15 protein-coding genes are annotated in these 17,371 nt (G+C 77.1%); 12 read left to right on the top strand and 3 right to left on the bottom strand.

The genetic code is table 11. The annotated features are described in order from the left end of the window. Positions 1 to 7: 7 nt before the first annotated feature. On the top strand, positions 8 to 337 hold the full coding sequence (locus tag ACQP1P_RS25370) for a hypothetical protein (RefSeq protein ID WP_433073326.1): 330 nt from the start codon (positions 8 to 10) through the stop codon (positions 335 to 337). A 134-nt stretch (positions 338 to 471) separates the two neighbouring features. On the opposite strand, the gene ACQP1P_RS25365 is transcribed toward ACQP1P_RS25370, so the two are convergent. Beyond that, positions 472 to 1,974: an ankyrin repeat domain-containing protein gene (locus tag ACQP1P_RS25365; protein ID WP_433073323.1), complete on the bottom strand. Its 1,503-nt coding sequence runs from the start codon at positions 1,972 to 1,974 to the stop codon at positions 472 to 474. A 177-nt stretch (positions 1,975 to 2,151) separates the two neighbouring features. On the opposite strand from ACQP1P_RS25365, the gene ACQP1P_RS25360 reads away from it, so the two are divergent. Beyond that, positions 2,152 to 2,541 carry a helix-turn-helix transcriptional regulator gene (locus ACQP1P_RS25360; RefSeq protein ID WP_433073320.1) on the top strand — a complete coding sequence of 130 codons (390 nt, stop codon included), beginning with the start codon at positions 2,152 to 2,154 and terminating at the stop codon, positions 2,539 to 2,541. Then, the gene (locus ACQP1P_RS25355; protein ID WP_433073317.1) at positions 2,541 to 2,843 is read left to right on the top strand and encodes a hypothetical protein; all 303 of its coding nucleotides are present in this window, start codon (positions 2,541 to 2,543) and stop codon (positions 2,841 to 2,843) included. Before ACQP1P_RS25360 ends, ACQP1P_RS25355 begins: the two co-directional genes overlap by 1 nt. A 51-nt stretch (positions 2,844 to 2,894) precedes the next feature. Here the strand turns inward: ACQP1P_RS25355 and ACQP1P_RS25350 are convergent, their stop codons facing one another. After that, positions 2,895 to 3,482, bottom strand: a complete 588-nt coding sequence (locus tag ACQP1P_RS25350) for a hypothetical protein (RefSeq protein WP_433073314.1) — start codon at positions 3,480 to 3,482, stop codon at positions 2,895 to 2,897. Between the two features lie 32 nt (positions 3,483 to 3,514). Next, entirely contained in the window at positions 3,515 to 4,873 is a 1,359-nt protein-coding gene (locus ACQP1P_RS25345; protein WP_433073311.1) for a condensation domain-containing protein, read from the bottom strand. A 126-nt stretch (positions 4,874 to 4,999) separates the two neighbouring features. On the opposite strand from ACQP1P_RS25345, the gene ACQP1P_RS25340 reads away from it, so the two are divergent. From ACQP1P_RS25340 to ACQP1P_RS25300, 9 genes are read left to right on the top strand one after another with little or no spacing between them, the layout of a single operon-like run. After that, positions 5,000 to 5,719: a hypothetical protein gene (locus tag ACQP1P_RS25340; protein ID WP_433073308.1), complete on the top strand. Its 720-nt coding sequence runs from the start codon at positions 5,000 to 5,002 to the stop codon at positions 5,717 to 5,719. After that, positions 5,716 to 8,691, top strand: coding sequence for a non-ribosomal peptide synthetase (locus ACQP1P_RS25335; RefSeq protein WP_433073305.1), 2,976 nt, complete (start codon positions 5,716 to 5,718; stop codon positions 8,689 to 8,691). The genes ACQP1P_RS25340 and ACQP1P_RS25335 overlap by 4 nt, the downstream gene beginning before the upstream one ends. Continuing rightward, positions 8,688 to 10,346 (top strand): AMP-binding protein, encoded by a 1,659-nt coding sequence (locus ACQP1P_RS25330; RefSeq protein ID WP_433073302.1) that lies wholly within the window; start codon positions 8,688 to 8,690, stop codon positions 10,344 to 10,346. The genes ACQP1P_RS25335 and ACQP1P_RS25330 overlap by 4 nt, the downstream gene beginning before the upstream one ends. Then, on the top strand, positions 10,343 to 10,852 hold the full coding sequence (locus ACQP1P_RS25325; RefSeq protein WP_433073299.1) for a phosphopantetheine-binding protein: 510 nt from the start codon (positions 10,343 to 10,345) through the stop codon (positions 10,850 to 10,852). The genes ACQP1P_RS25330 and ACQP1P_RS25325 overlap by 4 nt, the downstream gene beginning before the upstream one ends. Next, positions 10,849 to 11,067 (top strand): acyl carrier protein, encoded by a 219-nt coding sequence (locus tag ACQP1P_RS25320; RefSeq protein ID WP_433073297.1) that lies wholly within the window; start codon positions 10,849 to 10,851, stop codon positions 11,065 to 11,067. The genes ACQP1P_RS25325 and ACQP1P_RS25320 overlap by 4 nt, the downstream gene beginning before the upstream one ends. Further along, entirely contained in the window at positions 11,064 to 13,994 is a 2,931-nt protein-coding gene (locus tag ACQP1P_RS25315) for a condensation domain-containing protein (protein WP_433073294.1), read from the top strand. Before ACQP1P_RS25320 ends, ACQP1P_RS25315 begins: the two co-directional genes overlap by 4 nt. After that, positions 13,991 to 15,208: an AMP-binding protein gene (locus ACQP1P_RS25310; RefSeq protein WP_433073291.1), complete on the top strand. Its 1,218-nt coding sequence runs from the start codon at positions 13,991 to 13,993 to the stop codon at positions 15,206 to 15,208. The genes ACQP1P_RS25315 and ACQP1P_RS25310 overlap by 4 nt, the downstream gene beginning before the upstream one ends. Then, positions 15,192 to 16,334 carry a 3-dehydroquinate synthase family protein gene (locus ACQP1P_RS25305; RefSeq protein ID WP_433073288.1) on the top strand — a complete coding sequence of 381 codons (1,143 nt, stop codon included), beginning with the start codon at positions 15,192 to 15,194 and terminating at the stop codon, positions 16,332 to 16,334. Before ACQP1P_RS25310 ends, ACQP1P_RS25305 begins: the two co-directional genes overlap by 17 nt. After that, positions 16,331 to 17,368, top strand: coding sequence for a glycosyltransferase family 2 protein (locus ACQP1P_RS25300; RefSeq protein WP_433073285.1), 1,038 nt, complete (start codon positions 16,331 to 16,333; stop codon positions 17,366 to 17,368). Before ACQP1P_RS25305 ends, ACQP1P_RS25300 begins: the two co-directional genes overlap by 4 nt. Positions 17,369 to 17,371 lie beyond the last annotated feature (3 nt).

Raw genomic sequence — 17,371 nt, 5'->3', positions numbered from 1 at the left:
CACGGAGATGACGCAGCGCACCACGTCGGCCGGCGCCGACCACCTCGCCGCCGAGGTGGGCGAGGCGGCCCGCCTCGGTGACGGTGATGTGGCTGTAACCGGCCGGGAGGCCCACGACCTCGAGGCCGCGCCGGATCGAGCGCCCGCCCGGCCGCTCGTGGTGGCGCCGCAGCCCGGGCCGGGCGGGCCGGTGTCGAAGCCGCTGTGCGGCACGGTGAGCCGGGTCTTGGCCTCGGACCGCTCCATCTCCCACGTCTCGGTCATGCCGTCGGCCCACCGCAGCACCGCCCCGCGGCCCGGCTCGAACCCGCCCATCGCGAGCCGGCCGCCGGTGTAGGGCTCGGCGTCGGCGTGAGCGCCGGCCACTGGCCGATCCGCTCCGGCCGGGTCATCGAGTCGAACACCGCGCCGGGCGGCGCGTCGACGACGACCGGGGCGCGCGGGCCGGCCGAGGTGAAGTCGCGCGGGTCGTCAGTCGCTGAGCAGGGCGATGGTCGCGTCCTGGGCGAAGTGCCGCGCCCAGTCGAGCGGGGTCGCGCCGAAGCGGTGGTCCCGCAGGCCCGGGTCGGCGCCGAGGTCGAGCAGCCGCCGGACCAGGCCGGCGTCGCCGTTGGCCGCGGCGTGGTGCAGCGCGGTCTCCCAGGCGCCCTCGGCCGGGGCGTCGCCGCGGCCGAAGGCGTTGACGTCGAAGCCGAGCCCGGCCAGCAGCGTGACCGTCTCGCCCGGTGCGCGGGCCGCGGCCCACACGAGCAGCCCGGGGCGGCGGCGCCGGGCCTCGGCCGCGGCGCCGGGGTGCTCGGCGGCGATGCGGTGCACGGCGGCGGCGTCGGCGCGGAACGCGGCGGCGATCAGGTCGTGCGCCGCATCGGGCGCGGGCCGGGGCACGCCGCGCTCCAGGAGGTACGCGGCGATCGCGGCGTCACCGTAGAGCTCGGCCAGCTCGAGCGGGGTGCGGCCGTCGCCCGGGGCCCACGGCGGCCCGTCGCCGGTGAACGGCGCCGCGAGGTCCACGCCGTGCTCCGCCAGGAGTCGTACGCGCCCCGCCTGGCGATGCTCCACCGCCCACCGCAGCTGCACGCGCAGCATCTCGGCCGGGGTCGGCAGGGTGTCGATCCGCGCCTTCCAGGGGCCGCCGTCGCCGGTGCCGAGGCCGTGCTCGAACAGCAGCTCCAGGTGCGAGTCGTCGGGCTCGAACATCCGGTTGTAGAGCGTCTGGGCGTCGTTGGGGTCGGCGCCGGCCCGCAGCAGCAGCGTGCCGAGGGCCCGCCAGTGCGGGTGGGGCGGCTGCCGGACCCGGCCCAGCTCCCCGCCGCCGAAGACCCCGGTCAGAAGGGTGAACGGGGAGGGGAGGCCGTCGAAGAGGTAGCCGTCGTCCGGGTCGGCGCCGGCGTCGAGCAGCAGCCGGGCGGCCGTCAGCACCCGCTCCGCCTCGACGCCGGGGTCGGCGCGGGAGTACACCAGGCAGAACAGCGGCCGCCAGCGCAGCGGCCCGCCGGGCGCCGACGCGAGGCCGGGCCGCCCGGCGAGCAGCCGGGCGACGTCGTCCGGGCGGGCGGCGGCGGCCGCGGCCCAGATGCTGCCGGCGGTGAGATCGGGGTGCCGGCGCAGCAGCTCGCGCGCCTGGGCCCAGCGTTCGGGGCCGTCCTCGCGCGAATACGTGAGGCAGGCGAGCCGGCAGAACTCGTCGGCGGGGTCGGGCGCCGGTACCGCACCCAGCGCGGTGTCCCAGCCGTGCTCGGCGACGGTCCGGACGTACCGGGTGAGGCGGGGCCAGCTCGGGAACCCGTATTCGCGGGCGACGACGAGCTGGGCCGCGCTGAGCGGCAGGGCCGGGCCGGCGGGCGGGGCGGGGTGGCCGTGGGCGATCCGCGCGACGGCGCCGGGCTCGCCCGCGCGCACGGCTCGCTGCAGGGTGCGGGCCTGGCGGCGGAAGTGTTCCAGGTCGGGGCGTTCGGGCATGCCTCGGGTCGGCACGGCGGCCTCCTCTCGTGTGCCTGTGTCCGCTCGTCAGGCCGAAAGGAGCACGATGGTGACGCATGCCGTGCATCGCCAGGTGGGCTGAGCCCATTCCCGCGGACCGGCGGCGCCCTGGAAGCCGTCCGCCATGCTACCGCCCATGCCCCTATGTAGAGCGGCGATACAGTGGCGCCCATGCGCATCACCGTGCCGACGGCGCGAGTGCTGGCGGCCCTGCTCGCCGCGCCGGAGGACGATCACTACGGCCTCGCGCTCATGCGGGCCGCGGGGCTGGCCAGCGGCACGCTGTATCCGATCCTCACGCGGCTCACCGAGGCCGGCTGGCTGGAGCGGCGCTGGGAGGGCATCGAGCCGGCCGCGGCCGGCCGTCCCGCGCGGCGGCTCTACCGGCTCACCGCGCAGGGCGTGGCGCAGGCCCGCCAGGCGCTCGCGGAGCTGCGCGCCCAGCTCGGCGCCGCCGCCGGCCCAGCGGGCGAGCCGAGGCCGACGGGCGAGCCGAGGCCGACGGGCGAGCCGAGGCCGGCGGACGAGCCGAGGCCGGCGGGCGAGCCGAGGCCGACGTAGTGACCCGCCGCCTCGCCGCGCTGCTGCTCGCGCTCGCGGCCCTGCGCCGGCCGGACGAGCTGGGCGCGGGATGCTCGCCGAGTGGTTCGCGCATCCGCGCGTGCTCGCTCGCCTCGGTGGCCCGCCGCGTCCGGCCGGGCGTGCGCCTGCTCGCCGCGCTGCCGGCCGCCGCCGTGACCGGGGTCTACGCCGCCTCCTGCATCGTGGTCGGGTGCATGCCCCCGCTGATCCCGGCCGCGACCCCGCCCGCCGGCGCGCCGTTCGCGCCCGTCGCCGGGCGGGGGACGGCGCGGACGACCTGAACGGCGACCCGGGGATGTTCCCGGTGCTGGCCGGCTTCGCGCTCGGCTGCGTCATGGCCGCGCGGATCCACGCTGCCAGTCGAACAGCACGCTGACGGCCGCCGCGATGTCCTCGGCCCCCTCGGACCCGTCGACGGTGACGACCGGGTAGCCGAGGTCGCGCGCCTGGTCGGCGACGAGCCGGGCGAACGTCGCGTCGCGCTCCATCCACCGGTCGAACGCGCCCTCGGGGTCCGCGGTCCCCGCGACGAGCTCGCGGGCCCACTCCCGGCGACGGTACTGCCGCCGCTGGAACTCCTCGGCCGGCACGACGAACACGGCCCGGTCGCGCGGCACGCCGTGCGCGTCGAGCAGCTCCGGCAGCAGGGCTGCGCCCTCGGCGATCCCGGTCTCGGGCAGCTCGGCGAGGATGGCCGGGAACTGCTCGCGGCCGAGCCGGAAGACGTCCTCCACCTGCACCTCGACGGGCTGCGCGAGCCGGTCGCCGACGCTCATCGCCCGGATCCTGTCGAAGGTGGGGCCGCCGTGGCGCTCGAACGCGTCGTCGCACGAGTAGAGCGGCAGGTCCCGCGCGCCGGCGAGCAGCCCCGCGACCGTCGACTTGCCGGAGCACGGCGCCCCGCCGATCCACCAGATCACCCCACCATTCTCCATCGGCGGGGCGGGAGCGGTCACGGCAGCTCGAGGTCGCCGACGCGCCGGCCCGGGTCGGTGAGCAGGGCGCCCAGCACCGCCGTGTAGCCCTCCAGCGTCTCCAGCATCGTCGCGCGCGGGTAGATCGTCGGGTTGTACCGCATCGACGCGCCGCGGCGGTCGTGGCGCACCACGAGCCCGGGTTCGCCGCGCTTGGCCCACAGCCGCGTCGCGTGCTCGTCGAGGACCGTCCCGGCGGGCTTGCGCGCGCGGGAGCGGACCTCGCGGCGGTCGGGCGGCGGGTCGTCGGCCGGGGCGGCGGACTGGAACCACGAGTGGTACAGCAGCAGGAACGGCCACGGGCGCATCGCGTCGAAGTCCGGGTTCACGGCGCGGGCGATCTCGGTGAAGGACGCGGTGTGCCGGACCGCCTCGTACATCGACGTGCGCACCAGGCCGACCGCGTCCAGCAGGGACGTGCCCGGGTCGATGGTGGTGGCGACGTACACGTTGTTGGTGAACTGCCCGACGAGGTCCTCGGCGCCCGGCTCGTCGCGGCCCGCCGTGGCGGTGCCGAGGACCAGCCGCGGCCGGCCCGTCCGCGCGCCCAGCAGGATCCGGTACGCGGCGAGGTACAGCAGGAACGGCGTGATCCGCTGCGCCCGGGCGAACGCGTGCAGCCGCGCGGCGAGCCCGGCCTCGATGGGCAGGCCGAGCGTCGCCTCCGCGGTGACGTCCGGCCGGTCCGGGGACCGCTCGAACGGCCACGCGTCGGGCAGGGGGGTGAGGGTGCGCCGCCAGAACTCGTCCCGGCGGCGCCGATCGGCCGGGCGGAGGTCCGGGTCCGCCGTGGCCGCCGCGTAGGACAGCTTCAGCGGGCGCAGGGCCGGGCCGGCGCCGGTGCGCGCCAGGTAGGCGGCCCGCAGGTCGCGCAGGAGCACGCCGGTCGACCAGCCGTCGGCGACGAGGTGGAACAGGGTCACGGCGACGGTGTGCCGGTCCGGCGCCTCCCGCAGCAGCACGACACTCCACAGTGGACCGGCGTGCAGGTCGAAGGCGCGGCCGCGCTCGAAGCCGAGGATGCTGCCGCGCAGCAGCTCGCGCCGCGAGGCCGGCTCGGCGGTCAGGTCGGTGAACGCGAGCGGTGGTTCGACGTCGTCGAGAACGCGTATTCCGGGCTCGATGGAAATCGACTCGAATACGATTCTCAGGGCATCGTGGCGCGCCGCGACATCGGCGACGGCGCACCGGAAAAGATTGACGTCAACGGATTCCGCCCACGTCGTCGTCTCGAACACGTTGTAGCCCAGCACGCCCGGATCGGACGGCGCGAAACAGCACACGAACTCCCACAGCGCCTGCTGGCTACGCGCCAGCCGAGACGCCCCCCGACTCATGGTCCATGAGCTTCCCCGCGCCCGGAGTGCATTGTCAAGGCCCGAGACACGCATTGATGTTTCGAAAAAAATCGACGCATAGGAAACCCTCGACGTCCCCCGGAAGGGTGAATTACCGTCGGCGGCGTGGCGATCGGGGGATGGCGCCTGCTGAGCAGTGCGTCCAGTGCGCGGACCGTGGTGGCGGTCGACTTCACCCTGGCCAAGGTGCGCGCCCAGGCCAACTTCGGCGACCTGGCCCGGCACCTGCCGGAGGACTGGGCCGTCTGGGGCAGCGACGAGACCGGCTGGCCGGCGGGGCCCGGCGGCGCCCGCGAGCACCTCGCCGCCTGGCGTGCGCGCAGCGACGCACTGGGAAACTTTCACGCCGCGCTCGGATTCTGCGCCGGGGCCGCCCTCGCCGGGTTCCTCGCCCGGGACGCGCGCCTGGTGCTGTTCGACCCGGTGCTCGTGAGCGCCCGGACCATCGCCGAGCACTACGCCGGGGCCGTGCGCCGCCTGGGGGCCGAGCCCGAGGCCGGGCCGGGCGACGACGTGGAGGCGCTGGCCGGGCACTACGCCGTCGTGGCCCGCAAGGCCCTCGGCGAGCAGGGCGTGCCCGACGCGATCGCCGCCGAGCTGAGCGGCCGGGTCGCGGCCAACCTGCGCTACCTGGACATGGCCCGGGCCGCGGGCCTCGACGGGCTGGAGCCCGGCCTCGTGGTGCTCTCCCGCGACCACGAGCCGCCCGCCGCGCTCGCCCGCTTCCCCCGGCTGCGCCTGGACGTGCCGCAGGAGCGGCTGCTCGCCGAAGCCGCCGCCGGGCGTGCGGCGGTCGCCGGGTGCGTGGCGGGTGAGCGGGCGTGAGCGGGCTGAGCCGCAAGGAGGAGGCGTTATGGCTGTTCCAGCGCCTCGCCCCGGACGTCTCCGTCGACAACCAGCCGCTCGCGATCCGCACGACCGCGCCGCTCGACCCGGCCGCGCTGGCGTTCGCGGCCGCTGAGATCCTGCGGCGGTACCCGTCCCTGCGCACCCGCTTCCCGCAGCGCGACGGGGTGCCGTTGCGCCAGGTCGCCGACCCGGACACCGAGACGGTCCCGGTCGCCGTGCTCGCCGCGCCCGAGGCGAAGCTCGGCGCCGTGCTCACCGAGCTGGCCCGGCGCCCGTTCGACCTCGCCGCCGAGCTGCCCCTGCGCGTGTACGGCATCGCCCTGGACGAGGGCGGCAGCGTGCTCTGCCTGGTGTCGCACCACATCGTCTTCGACGGCGCGTCGGGCGGGGTCGTGATGCCGGACCTGGCCACCACCTACCACCGCCGGGCGAGCGGCCGGGCGGGCGAGCCACCCGCGGCCGCCGCCCCCTTCGCGGAGCCGGCCCCGGGCAGCACCCGCTACTGGCTGGACCGCCTGCGGGGCGTGGACCCCGCGCGGCTGCCGCTGGCCTCGGCCCGCCCCGAGCCCGCGCGGCCCACGTTCGCCGGCGCCCAGCTCGAGCGCGACCTGCCCGTGGCCCCGCTGGCGCGGCTGCGTACCCGGCTGCGGGTCACCGACAACATGGCGCTGCTGGCCGTCTTCGCCACCCTGCTCGCCCGGCACGGCGCCGGACCCGACCTCGTGGTCGGCGTCCCGGTCAACGTGCGCCGGCCGGACCGCCGCGACGCCGTCGGCTACCACGTCAACACGCTGCCCGTGCGCCTCACCGTCGAGCCGCGCGGCGGCTTCGCCGAGCTCGCCGCGCAGGTCCGCGACCGCGTGGCCGAGGCCCTCGACCACGCCGACGTGTCGTTCGAGCACCTGCTCGGCGAGCTGCCGAACGCGTCGGGCAGCTGGCGGTCGCCGCTGTTCCGGCACATGTTCAACTACCTGCCGCCGGCCCAGAACGCGGCGCCCGGCGAGCTGCCCGGCGCCGAGTGGGTCCCCGTCGACCCCGGCACCAGCCGTCACGACCTGCAGTTCGTCGTGGTGCCGCAGCCCGGGCGGGTGCGGCTGCAGGCGGTCTACAGCACCGAGGTGCACGACGCGGCGACCGTACGCGCCCTCGCCGACCGGTTCGCGCTGCTGCTCACGGCCGCGGCGGCCGACCCGCGGCGCCCGCTGGCCGAGCTGGCGATGTGGACCGACGCCGAACGCGCGCTCGTGGCGAGGGCGAACGCGGGCGCCCGTCAGGTGCGCCCGGCGCCGACCGTCGCGGCCCGCATCGCGCACCGGCACGCGCGGCAGCCGGACGGGCCCGCGCTCGTCGACCCCGACGGCACCGTGCACACCCGGCGGTCGCTGGCCCGCCGGGCCGCCGCCGTCCGCGCCCGGCTCGCCACGCAGGGGATCGGCCGCGGGGACGTCGTCGCCGTGGCGCTGCCCCGCGGCGCCGACCTCGCCGCCGCCGTGCTCGCCGTGTGGTCGCTCGGCGCCGCGTACCTGCCGGCCGACCCGAGCCAGCCCGCCGCCCGCCTGCGGGACCAGCTGGCGCGGGCCGGCGCCCGGTCCACAGTGGACACGCCGGAGCCGGGCGAGGCCGACAGCGCCGCCCTCGACGCCGGGCTCGCCGCCGCGGAGCCGGACGACCTCGCGTACGTCATCTTCACCTCCGGCTCCACCGGGCGGCCCAAGGGCGTCGAGATCCCGCACCGGGCCCTGGCCAACCTGGTGCGCCACTTCGCCGCCGAGCTGGCCATCGGCGAGCACGAGCGGGTGCTGTGGCTGACCACGTTCGGCTTCGACATCTCCGCGCTGGAGCTGTTGCTGCCCCTGGCCGACGGCGGCGGCGCGATCGTCGCGCCCGACGAGGCCCGCACGAGCCCGCCGCTCATGCTGCGGCTCGTCGCCCGCCACGACGCGGCGGTGGTGCAGGCCACCCCGACCATCTGGCGCCTGGTCGCCGGCGCGGTCGGCGACGAGCTGCGCGGCCGCCGGGTGCTGTGCGGCGGGGAGCCGCTCAGCGCCGCCCTCGCCGAGCGGCTGCTGCGGACCGGGTGCCGGCTGTTCAACGTCTACGGCCCGACCGAGACCACGATCTGGTCGTCCAGCGCGCCGGTCGCGGCCGGGGTCGCCGACCCGGTGAGCGTCGGCGCGCCGATCGCCGAGACCTCGTTCCACATCGTCGACGAGCACGGCCAGGACGCCCCGCCCGGGCTCGTCGGCGAGCTGTGCATCGGCGGCACCGGCCTCGCCCGCGGCTACGCCGGCGCGCCCGAGCTGACCGCCCGGCGGTTCCCCGACGATCCGGTCCGGGGCCGGCTGTACCGCACCGGCGACCTCGCCACCTGGCGCGACGACGGCACCGTCACGCTGCTCGGCCGCGCCGACCGGCAGGTGAAGCTGCGCGGCCGCCGGATCGAACCCGGCGAGGTCGAGGCCGCCCTCGAACGCCATCCCGCGGTGAGCGCCGCCGCCGTCGTCCTGGCCGGCGACCCGCAGGGCGACGGGCGGCTCGTCGGCTACGTGCAGCCCGCGACCGTCGACCTCGCCGGCGTGCGCCGGCACGCGCGGGAGCTGCTGCCGTACTACCTCGTCCCCGCCGACCTGATCCCGCTGGACGCCCTGCCCCGCACCGCCAACGGCAAGGTCGACCACCGCGCCCTGCCCGAGCCGCCGGCGCCGGTCGCCGCGGCGAGGACCGCGCCGGTCGACGCCGACCCGGTCGTCACACGGTTCCGCGAGGTCCTCGGCCGCGACGACATCGGCCCCGACAGCAACTTCTTCGCCGCCGGCGGCCACTCGCTGCTCGCCGCGATCCTGGCCGCCCGCCTCGGCGACGCGCTCGGCCGCGAGGTCTCCCTCCTCGACGTGTTCGACGCGCCGACCCCGGCCGAGCTGGCGCTGCGCCTGAAGGAGGCCCCGTGAGGACCGTGCCCGACCTGCTGCGGCGCAGCGCCCGGCTCGTCCCGGACCGGCCCGCCATCGTGCTCGACGGCGGCGGGACGCTCACCTTCGCCGAGCTCGAGGCCCGCTCGAACGCGTTCGCCCGCGGGCTGCGCGAGCGCGGCGTCGGCCACGGCGACCGGGTCGCGCTCGCGATCGGCGGGGCCGCCTGGCCGCGGTACGCCATCGCCTACTTCGCCACCCTCAAGCTCGGCGCGGTCGCGCTGCTCACCGGCGCCCGCTTCGGCGAGGACGAGCTGGCCCGGATCGCCGACGGCTACGGCGTCGCCCGGATCGTCCGGCCCGGGGACGACCTCGGCGCCGGGCAGGCCGCCGAGCCGCTCGTGGCCGCCGTGGCGCCCGGCGACGCGGCCGAGGTCGTGTTCACCTCCGGCACGACGGACCGGCCGCGCGGGGTCGTGGCCACCCACGCCAACCTGCTGCGGGCCCAGGCCGCCTGGCCGAGCGCCCCGCGGGCCAACCAGCCCTGCGCGCACGCCCTGCCCGTCGGCTCCGTCGCCGCCCAGGCCGTGCTGCTCACCTGCGTCGGCGGCCAGCACACCCTCCTCGCCGCGGCGGCGTTCGCCGTGCCCGGGTTCACCGCGATGGTGGCCCGGGAGCGGGCCGTGACCGTCTGCCTGGTGCCCGCCATGGGCCACTGGCTGGTCCGGGCCGCGCCGGGCGAGGCGACACCGATGCCGTCGGTGCGGGGCGTCAGCTTCTCCGGGGCGCCGCTGCCGGTCCCGATCATGGCCGACCTCGCTGCCGTGTTCCCGAACGCGGCGTTCCACAACTTCTACACCTCGACGGAGACGTACCCGGCCCGCGTCGCCACCCGCTTCGACCCGCGGCGCCCCGAGGCGGTGGGCCGGCCCGTCGGCACCAGCGCGGTGCGGGTCACCGGCCCCGGCGGCGAGACCCTTCCGCCCGGCGAGACCGGCGAGGTGTGGCTGCGGGCCGGGGGAGCCCCGCCGCGGGAGGTCCTCGACCCCGAGCACCGCATCGACGTGGCCGGCGGCTGGACCCGCACCGGCGACCTCGGCCACCTCGACGCCGACGGCACCCTGTTCCTCACCGGCCGCGCCTCCGACGTCGTGATCGTCGGCGGCTTCAACGTCTCCACCGGCCGCGTCGAGCAGATCCTGACCCGGCACCCGGCCGTGGCCGAGGCCGCCGTGTGCGGCACCGAGCACCCGGTCCTCGGCGAGATCGTGGCCGCGTTCGTCGTGCTCAGGCCCGGCTCGCCGGACGCGGCCGGCACCACCGCCACCGACCTGCGCCGGTTCGCGGCCGAGCACCTGACCCGCCCCGAGGTGCCCGCCGTCGTCCGGCTGGTGGACGACCTGCCCCGCAACGAGGCCGGGAAGGTCGTCAAACGGCAGCTGCCGGTCGAGTTCCGCGAGCCGGGCACGGCACTGGAGCGCGACCTGGCCGCCGTGTGGGCCGAGGTGCTGCGCATCGACGCCGTCGGCGCGACCGACAACTTCTTCGAGATCGGCGGCGACTCGCTCGCCGCGACCCGCATCGCCGCGACCGCCCGCGAACGCCTCGGTGTCGACGTGGACACCATCGCCGTGCTGGAGGCGCCGAGCGTGGCCGAGCTGGCGCAGTACATCCTCGAAAGGAACGAGCCATGAGCGCACCGCTGTCCGGCCTGGACATTGCCGCCGAGACGCTGCGGGAGCACCCGGGCGTGACCGAGGCCGCCGCGCTGCTCGCGCCGGACGGCCGGCGGATCCTGGCCGTGGTGCCCGGCCTCGCCACCGCCCCGGTCGACCTGCGCGACCACCTGTGGGCGACCCTCGGCGCCGCCGACCTGCCCGACGTGCTCGTCGCCGTCGACGCCCTGCCCGCCGACGCGGCCGGGCTCGACACCGAGGGCCCCGGCAGCCACACGTTCCGGGCGCCGTCCACGCCGACCGAGGAGGACCTGGCCGAGATCTGGGCCGAGACCCTGGGCCGGGAACGGGTCGCCGCCGACGACAACTTCCTCGACCTCGGCGGCGACTCGATGACCGCCGCGCTCCTGCTCGACCTCACCAACGAGCGCCTGGAGACCGGCCTGACCCTCGGCGACCTGCTGTCCGCCCCGTCGCTCGCCGCGATCGCCGAGACCGTCGACCGGTCCCGCCCGGCGTCATGAGCACGACCCAGGCCGTCTACGCCATCGTCGACGAGGTCCTCGCCCGGCCCGTGAACCCCGAGGACGACCTCTACGACCTGGGGTTCGACTCGCTGCTCATCGCCCGCACCGCCGCGCGCGTCCGGGAGCGGCTCGGCGTCGAGCTGCCCCTCGCCGAGTACTTCAACGCCGGCACGGTCGCCGAGCTGGCCGCCGCGGTGGAGTCGCACGCATGAGGGCCCCGGTGACCCCGGGCCAGCAGCGCCTGTGGTTCCTCGCGCAGGTCGACCCGGACGCGCTGGACTGGCACATCCCCCTCGCCTACCGGCTTCGCGGCCCGCTCGACGCCGCCGCCCTGGCCACCGCGCTCGGCGACGTCGTGGCCCGCCACGGCGCCCTGCGCACCCGGTTCCCGCTCGACGGCGCGGCCCCGGTGCAGGAGGTGCTGGACGACTGGCGCCCCGAGGTGCCGATCCGGGACGCGACCCCCGAGACGGTCGCGAGCGCCGTCGCCGCGCTGGCGAACACCCCGTTCGACCTGACCGCCGCGCCGCCCCTGCGCGCCGCGATCCTGCGCATCCGCGCCGACGAGCACGTCTTCGCGCTGGTGCTGCACCACATCCTCGCCGACGCGTGGTCGATCGGCGTGCTCCGCGACGAGCTGGCCAAGGCCTACGCCGGGCGGCCGGGCGAGCTGCCCGGGCTCACGACGCAGTACGCCGACCTCGCCCGGCGTCCGCGCCCGGACGGCGCCGGGGCCCTCGCGTACTGGACCGGGCAGCTCGCGGGCGCGCCGGTCCTGCAGCTGCCCACGGACCACCCGCGCCCGGCCCGCCGCCGCACCGACGGCACCTTCGACGGCTTCGAGCTCGGCCCGGACCGGGCCGCCGACCTGCGCACCCTCGGGCGGGCCGGGCGCACGACGCCGTTCATGACGCTCCTGGCCGCCTACCTCGCGCTGCTCGGCCTCGCCACCGGCCAGGACGACATCACCGTCGGCACCCCGGTCAGCGGCCGCGACACCACCGACGCCGAGCCGCTCATCGGCTACTTCCTCGACACCGTCGTCATCCGCGGCGACCTGTCCGGCGACCCGACCTTCCGCGACCTGCTCGGCCGGGTGCGGGCGACGGCGCTGGAGGCGTACCAGCACCGCGACGTGCCCTTCGAGGAGCTGATCGCGCGCCTCGACGTGCGCCGCGACCCGGGCCGCACCCCCCTCTTCGACACCATGTTCATCGTCCACGGCGGGGCCGAGGAGCACGGGCTCGCGCTGCCCGGGATCACGTCCGAGGACGTCGACCCGGGCCACCGCGCGGTGAAGTTCGACCTCACCCTGGAGTGCTTCGCGGGCGGCGGCGGGCTCAAGGTGGTGGCCCAGGCCCGGCGCGACCTGTTCGACCCGGGCAGCGTCGCCACCCTGGTCGGCCGGCTCGGCGAGCTGCTGCGGCTGGCCGCCCAGGACCCGGACGCGCGCCTGAGCACCCTCTTCGCCCGGCTGGCCGAGCCGTGGGCGTGCGCGCCGGCCGTCCCGCGGCAGCACCCGCTGGACCTCATCGACCTCAGCTCGGACGCCCCGGCGATCGTGCACGGCGACGCCACGGTGTCCTACGCGCAGCTCGGCGCCCTCGCCGCGCGAGCGCGGGCCGGCGGCGGTCTGGTGCCGGTAGGGCTCCCGCCCGGCATCGACCTCGTCGCGGCCCTCCTCGGCGCGTGGCGGTCCGGCGCCGGCTACCTGCCGCTCGACCCCGACGCCCCGCCGCGCCGCACGGCCGAGCTGGTCCGCGACAGCGAGACCTGGACCGTGCGGCCCGGGGCGCTGGCTTACGCGATGTTCACGTCGGGCTCCACCGGGCGGCCCAAGGCCGTCGCCGTGTCGCCGACCGCGCTCGCCGTCCGCGTGCGCTGGATGCGCGAGCGCTACGGGCTCACCCCGCACGACCGGGTGCTGCAGTTCGCGTCGCCGTCCTTCGACACGTTCGGCGAGGAGGTGTACCCGTGCCTGGCCGCCGGGGCCACCCTCGTCATCCCCACCGGCGCCCGGGCCGCGCTCCCGGACTTCCTCGCCACCCCGGCCGGCCGGAGCATCACCGTGCTCGACCTGCCCACCTCGTACTGGCACGAGCTGTGCGCCGACCCGGCCGCCGTGGCCTGGCCGCCCGGCCTGCGCCTGCTCGTGCTCGGCGGCGAGCAGGTCCGCCCGGACGCGCTCGCCCGCTGGTTCGCCCACGTCGGGGAGGGCGTCGAGGTGCTCAACACCTACGGCCCGACCGAGGCGACGATCATCGCCACGGCCGCCCGCCTCACGCCGGCGGACACGCGGGGCCGCCCGCCGATCGGGCACCCCATCGGCGACACCTGCGTCCACATCGCCGGCCTCGGCGGCGGTCCCGTGCCCGACGGTGTCGCGGGCGAGCTGGTGATCGGCGGCCCCGGCGTCGCCGACGGGTACCTCGGCCGCCCCGACCTCACCGCGGCGCGGTTCGTCGCCGGGCACTACCGCACCGGGGACCGGGCCCGTCGCCGCGCCGACGGCGCCCTGGAGTTCCTGGGGCGCCTCGACGAGCAGCTCAAGGTCCGCGGCTACCGCGTCGAGCCCGGCGAGGTGGAGGCCGCGCTGCTGGCCCACCCGGCGATCGGCCACGCGGTCGTCACCGCCGACGGCGACGGGCGGCTCGTCGCCCATCTGGTGCCGGCCCCCGGCTCGGTGGTGCCCGGCCCGGGCGCGCTGCGGGCGCACCTGGGCGAGCTGCTGCCCCCGCACCTGCACCCGCGCGCGTACGCGGCCCTCGACCGGCTGCCGATGACCCGCAACGGCAAGGTCGACCGCGCGGCGCTGCCGCCCGTCGCCGTCGCCGCGGGGCAGGGGCGCGCACCGGCCGGCGACGGGGAACGGCTGGTCGCCGACGTCTGGCAGGAGGTGCTGGGGGTTACCGGCATCCGGGCCGACGACGACTTCTTCGACCTCGGCGGGCACTCGCTGCTGGCAGTGCGGGTCGCCGGGCGGCTGCGGGCGAGCACCGGCGTGGAGGTGTCGCTGCGGACGATCTTCGCCGAGACCACCGTCGCCGCGCTGGCCGTGGCCGTCGAGAACCTGCTCCTGGCCGAGATCGACGCGCTCGACGACGCCGAGGTCCAGCGCCTGCTGCGGGGCCCGGCATGACGGGCATCATCGACGCGGTCACCGGCGTGGAGCTGTCCGGCGACCGGCTGGCCGGCGCGATCGCGGACGCGGCCGGGCGACTGCCGGACCGGGGCATCGTGGTGTGCCCGCTGCGCCCCGAGATGGACGCGGTGCTGCGCTACCTCGGGGCGTTGAGCACGGGCCGGCCCGCGCTCGTGTGCGACCCCGACGCGGCCGGCGCGCTGACGGCCCGCTTCGGCGCCGCGGCGGACGTGCATCCGGACCTCGCGCTGATGCTGGCCACGTCCGGCTCGACCGGGCAGCCGCGGCTCGTGCGTCACTCCGGCGCCGCGGTCGCCGCGGCCGCCACCGCGATCGTCAAGGCGCTGCGCATCGGGGCCGACGACGTCGCGGTCACGAGCCTGCCGCTGTTCCACACGCTCGGGCTCAGCGTCCTGCACAGCCACCTGCTCGCGGGCGCCACGGTGGTCCTCGAGCCCCGCGGGGTGCTCGACGCCGGCTTCTGGGCGAGCGTGCGGCGGCACCGGGTCACCGCGATCACCGGGGTGCCGCACACCTTCGAGCTGCTCGCCCGGCTGCCGTGGGAGCCGGCCCGGACCCCGCACGTGCGCAGCCTCGCGGTGTCGGGCGGGCGGCTGCGCGACGCGCTCGTGCGCCGCTTCGCGGCCGTGCCCGGGGTCGCGTTCTACTCGATGTACGGCCAGACCGAGGCCGGCTCCCGCATCTGCGTCCTGCCGCCGGAGCACCTTCCCGCGAAGACCGGCTGCGTCGGGCCGCCCGTCGACGGGATGGAGCTGACGATCGGGGCCGGCGGCGAGGTGGTGTGCCGCTCGGCGACGGTCATGCTCGGCTACGCGGACACCGCGGCCGACCTGGCCCGGGGGGACGACTGCGGCGGCGTGCTGCCCACCGGGGACCGCGGCCGTCTCGACGCCGACGGGCACCTGTGGCTGACGGGGCGGCTCGGGCGCGTCGGGAAGGCGTACGGCATCCGGGTCGACCTCGACGCCGTCGAGCACGTCGCCGGCGACCTCGCCCCGGCCGCGGCCCTGGCCGGCGACGACCGGGTCCTCGTGTGGTGCGAGGGCCTGCCCGCCGCGCGGGCGAACGAGGTGGCCGCGCTCGTCGGGCGCGAGCTCGGCATCCACCGCACGGCGGTGCGGGTGACCGCGATCGACCGGCTGCCGCGCCGGGCCAACGGGAAGGTGAACTACGATGCGCTGCCCGTATGAGGAGCTGGGCCTCGCGTTCGGCGACGCGACCGTGCCGTACCTCTACGGCACCGGCTGCACCCCCGCGCTCGCCCGGGCGGTCGCCGACCGGCTCGGCGACGCCGACGCGGTCCTGTTCGTCGCCGACGACGGGGTGCGCGGGCACGCCGACGCGGTCGTCGCCGCGCTCGCCCGGCGGGTGCGGGTGGAGCGGGTGGACGTCGAGGCGGCCGAGCGGCACAAGACCCTGCCGACCGTGCAGCACCTGCTCGAGACGGCGGTCGCCCGCGGCCTGACCCGCCGCTCCGCCGTCGCCGCGATGGGCGGCGGCACCGTCGGCAACATCGCCGGGCTCGCGGCGGCGCTGCTGTTCCGCGGCACCCGCCTGGTGCACCTGCCGACCACGCCGGTCGCGGCGTTCGACGCCACCGTCTCGCTCAAGCAGGGCGTGAACCTCAGCGCCGGCAAGAACCTCGCCGGCACCTACCTCGTGCCCGCGCTCATCGCGTGCGACCTCGCGTGGCTGTCCACGGTGCCGCGGCACGACCTGCTCACCGGGCTCGCCGAGATGGTCAAGAACGTGCTCGTCGCCGCGCCCGGGCTGGAGCCCAAGCTCGTGGCGGCGCTGGAGGACCCGCGCGCGGCCCTGCCGGCGCTGCTGGAGATCGGGGTGGCGGCCAAGGCGCCGTTCGTCGCCGCCGATCCGCGGGAGCGGGGCGGGGCGCTCATCTTCGAGTACGGCCACACCGCCGGCCACGCCATCGAGTTCGTCAGCGGCGGCGAGATCCGCCACGGCGAGGCGGTCGCCTGGGGCATGCTCGTCGCGGCCGAGGTCGCCCGGCGCCGCCACGGCCTCGCCGCCGACGACGTCGCGGCCCACAACCGCCTCGTCGCCCGGCTCGACCTGCCCGGCGCGGCCGCGCGCCTCGGCGGGCTCGACCGGGCCGCGATCCGCGCCGCGCTGGCCGCCGACAACAAGCGCGGCTACGGCCCGTGCGCCCCCGGCGACGTGCTCATGGTGCTGCTCGACACCGTCGGCCGCGCGCTGCCGGGCGCGCCCGGCGGCCCGCCGCTCGTCCCCGTCCCGGTCGAGGCCGTCATGGAGGCCTTCGAGACCGTGGCCCTCAATGCCCTGGAGGCCGTATGAGCGACCAAGGACTGTCCGTCGTCATCCCGGTCAAGGGCCGGGTGCCGCAGACGCACCGGCTCCTGGAGAGCCTCCGCGCGGCGATCGAGGCGTGCGAGGAGCCGGTCGAGGTCCTGCTCGTCGACGACTCCGAGCCCGCCGACGCCCGGGCCCACCAGGAGCACTGCACCACCTTCGCGGCCCGCTACCTGCGCGGCCCCCGGCACGTGGGCGCCAAGCGCAACGACGGCGTGCGGGCCGCGGCCTACGACCTGATCCTGTTCATCGACTCCGACTGCCTCGCCACCCCGCAGCTGCTGCGGCGGCACACGCAGACCCTGCGCGGCGCGGACGAGCGCGTCGGCGCGGTCGCCGGCCCGACGTTCGTGCAGGGCGCCGACAACGCGATGTTCCGGATCATGTCCCGCTCCCGCCTGCTGAACTCCGCGTTCGAGTGGCCGGCCCAGGCCCGCCAGGTCGGCTGGGCGACGACGTGCAACCTGGCCGTGCGCCGGGACGCGTTCGAGGCCGTCGGCGGCTTCGCCGAGCGGCCGCTGACCGTCGTCGGCGGCGAGGACGTCGACCTCGGCCTGCGGCTCACCGAGGCCGGGCACCGCATCGTCTGCGACCCCGAGGCCCTGGTGGTGCACGACAAGAGCAGCATCGAGTCGCTGGGGACGGTGTGCCGGCGCCTGATCACGTACGGCCGGTCCGGCCAGTGGCTCCTCGACGTCCACGCGGGCCGGGGCCGGCCGAAGCTGAACCGGGTGAGCACGCTGTCGGCGACCGCGATCGCCGGCCCGCTGCTGCTGCCGGCGGTCGCGGCGGTGCTGCTCGCCGCCGACGCCCGGCAGCGCCTCGGCGACGACGCGCCCACGCTGCGCTCGCTGGCCGAGTCGATCGCCTGCGCCGGGCTCGACTGGTGCTTCGACCTCGGCGAGTTCATCGCCGCCTGGCAGCTGGGCCGCCCCGACCGGCTGTTCACCGGTTTCGGCTGGACCGACGACCCCGCGTTCGTCTGGGACCGCGAGCCGGCCCAGCGCTACGGCGGCTGAGCG

This window comes from Dactylosporangium sp. CA-052675, assembly GCF_050947935.1.
Lineage (GTDB): Bacteria > Actinomycetota > Actinomycetes > Mycobacteriales > Micromonosporaceae > Dactylosporangium.
Note: the sequence above shows the minus strand (reverse complement) of the source record. Positions and strands in the feature narration are given on the sequence as shown.

Bases quoted from the DNA above. Each gene is read 5' to 3' on its own strand.
- ACQP1P_RS25370 (WP_433073326.1), top strand. From the start codon at position 8: ATGACGCAGCGCACCACGTCGGCCGGCGCCGACCACCTCGCCGCCGAG.
- ACQP1P_RS25360 (WP_433073320.1), top strand. From the start codon at position 2,152: ATGCGCATCACCGTGCCGACGGCGCGAGTGCTGGCGGCCCTGCTCGCC.
- ACQP1P_RS25345 (WP_433073311.1), bottom strand. From the start codon at position 4,873: ATGAGTCGGGGGGCGTCTCGGCTGGCGCGTAGCCAGCAGGCGCTGTGG.
- ACQP1P_RS25325 (WP_433073299.1), top strand. From the start codon at position 10,343: ATGAGCGCACCGCTGTCCGGCCTGGACATTGCCGCCGAGACGCTGCGG.
- ACQP1P_RS25320 (WP_433073297.1), top strand. From the start codon at position 10,849: ATGAGCACGACCCAGGCCGTCTACGCCATCGTCGACGAGGTCCTCGCC.
- ACQP1P_RS25315 (WP_433073294.1), top strand. From the start codon at position 11,064: ATGAGGGCCCCGGTGACCCCGGGCCAGCAGCGCCTGTGGTTCCTCGCG.
- ACQP1P_RS25310 (WP_433073291.1), top strand. From the start codon at position 13,991: ATGACGGGCATCATCGACGCGGTCACCGGCGTGGAGCTGTCCGGCGAC.
- ACQP1P_RS25305 (WP_433073288.1), top strand. From the start codon at position 15,192: ATGCGCTGCCCGTATGAGGAGCTGGGCCTCGCGTTCGGCGACGCGACC.
- ACQP1P_RS25300 (WP_433073285.1), top strand. From the start codon at position 16,331: ATGAGCGACCAAGGACTGTCCGTCGTCATCCCGGTCAAGGGCCGGGTG.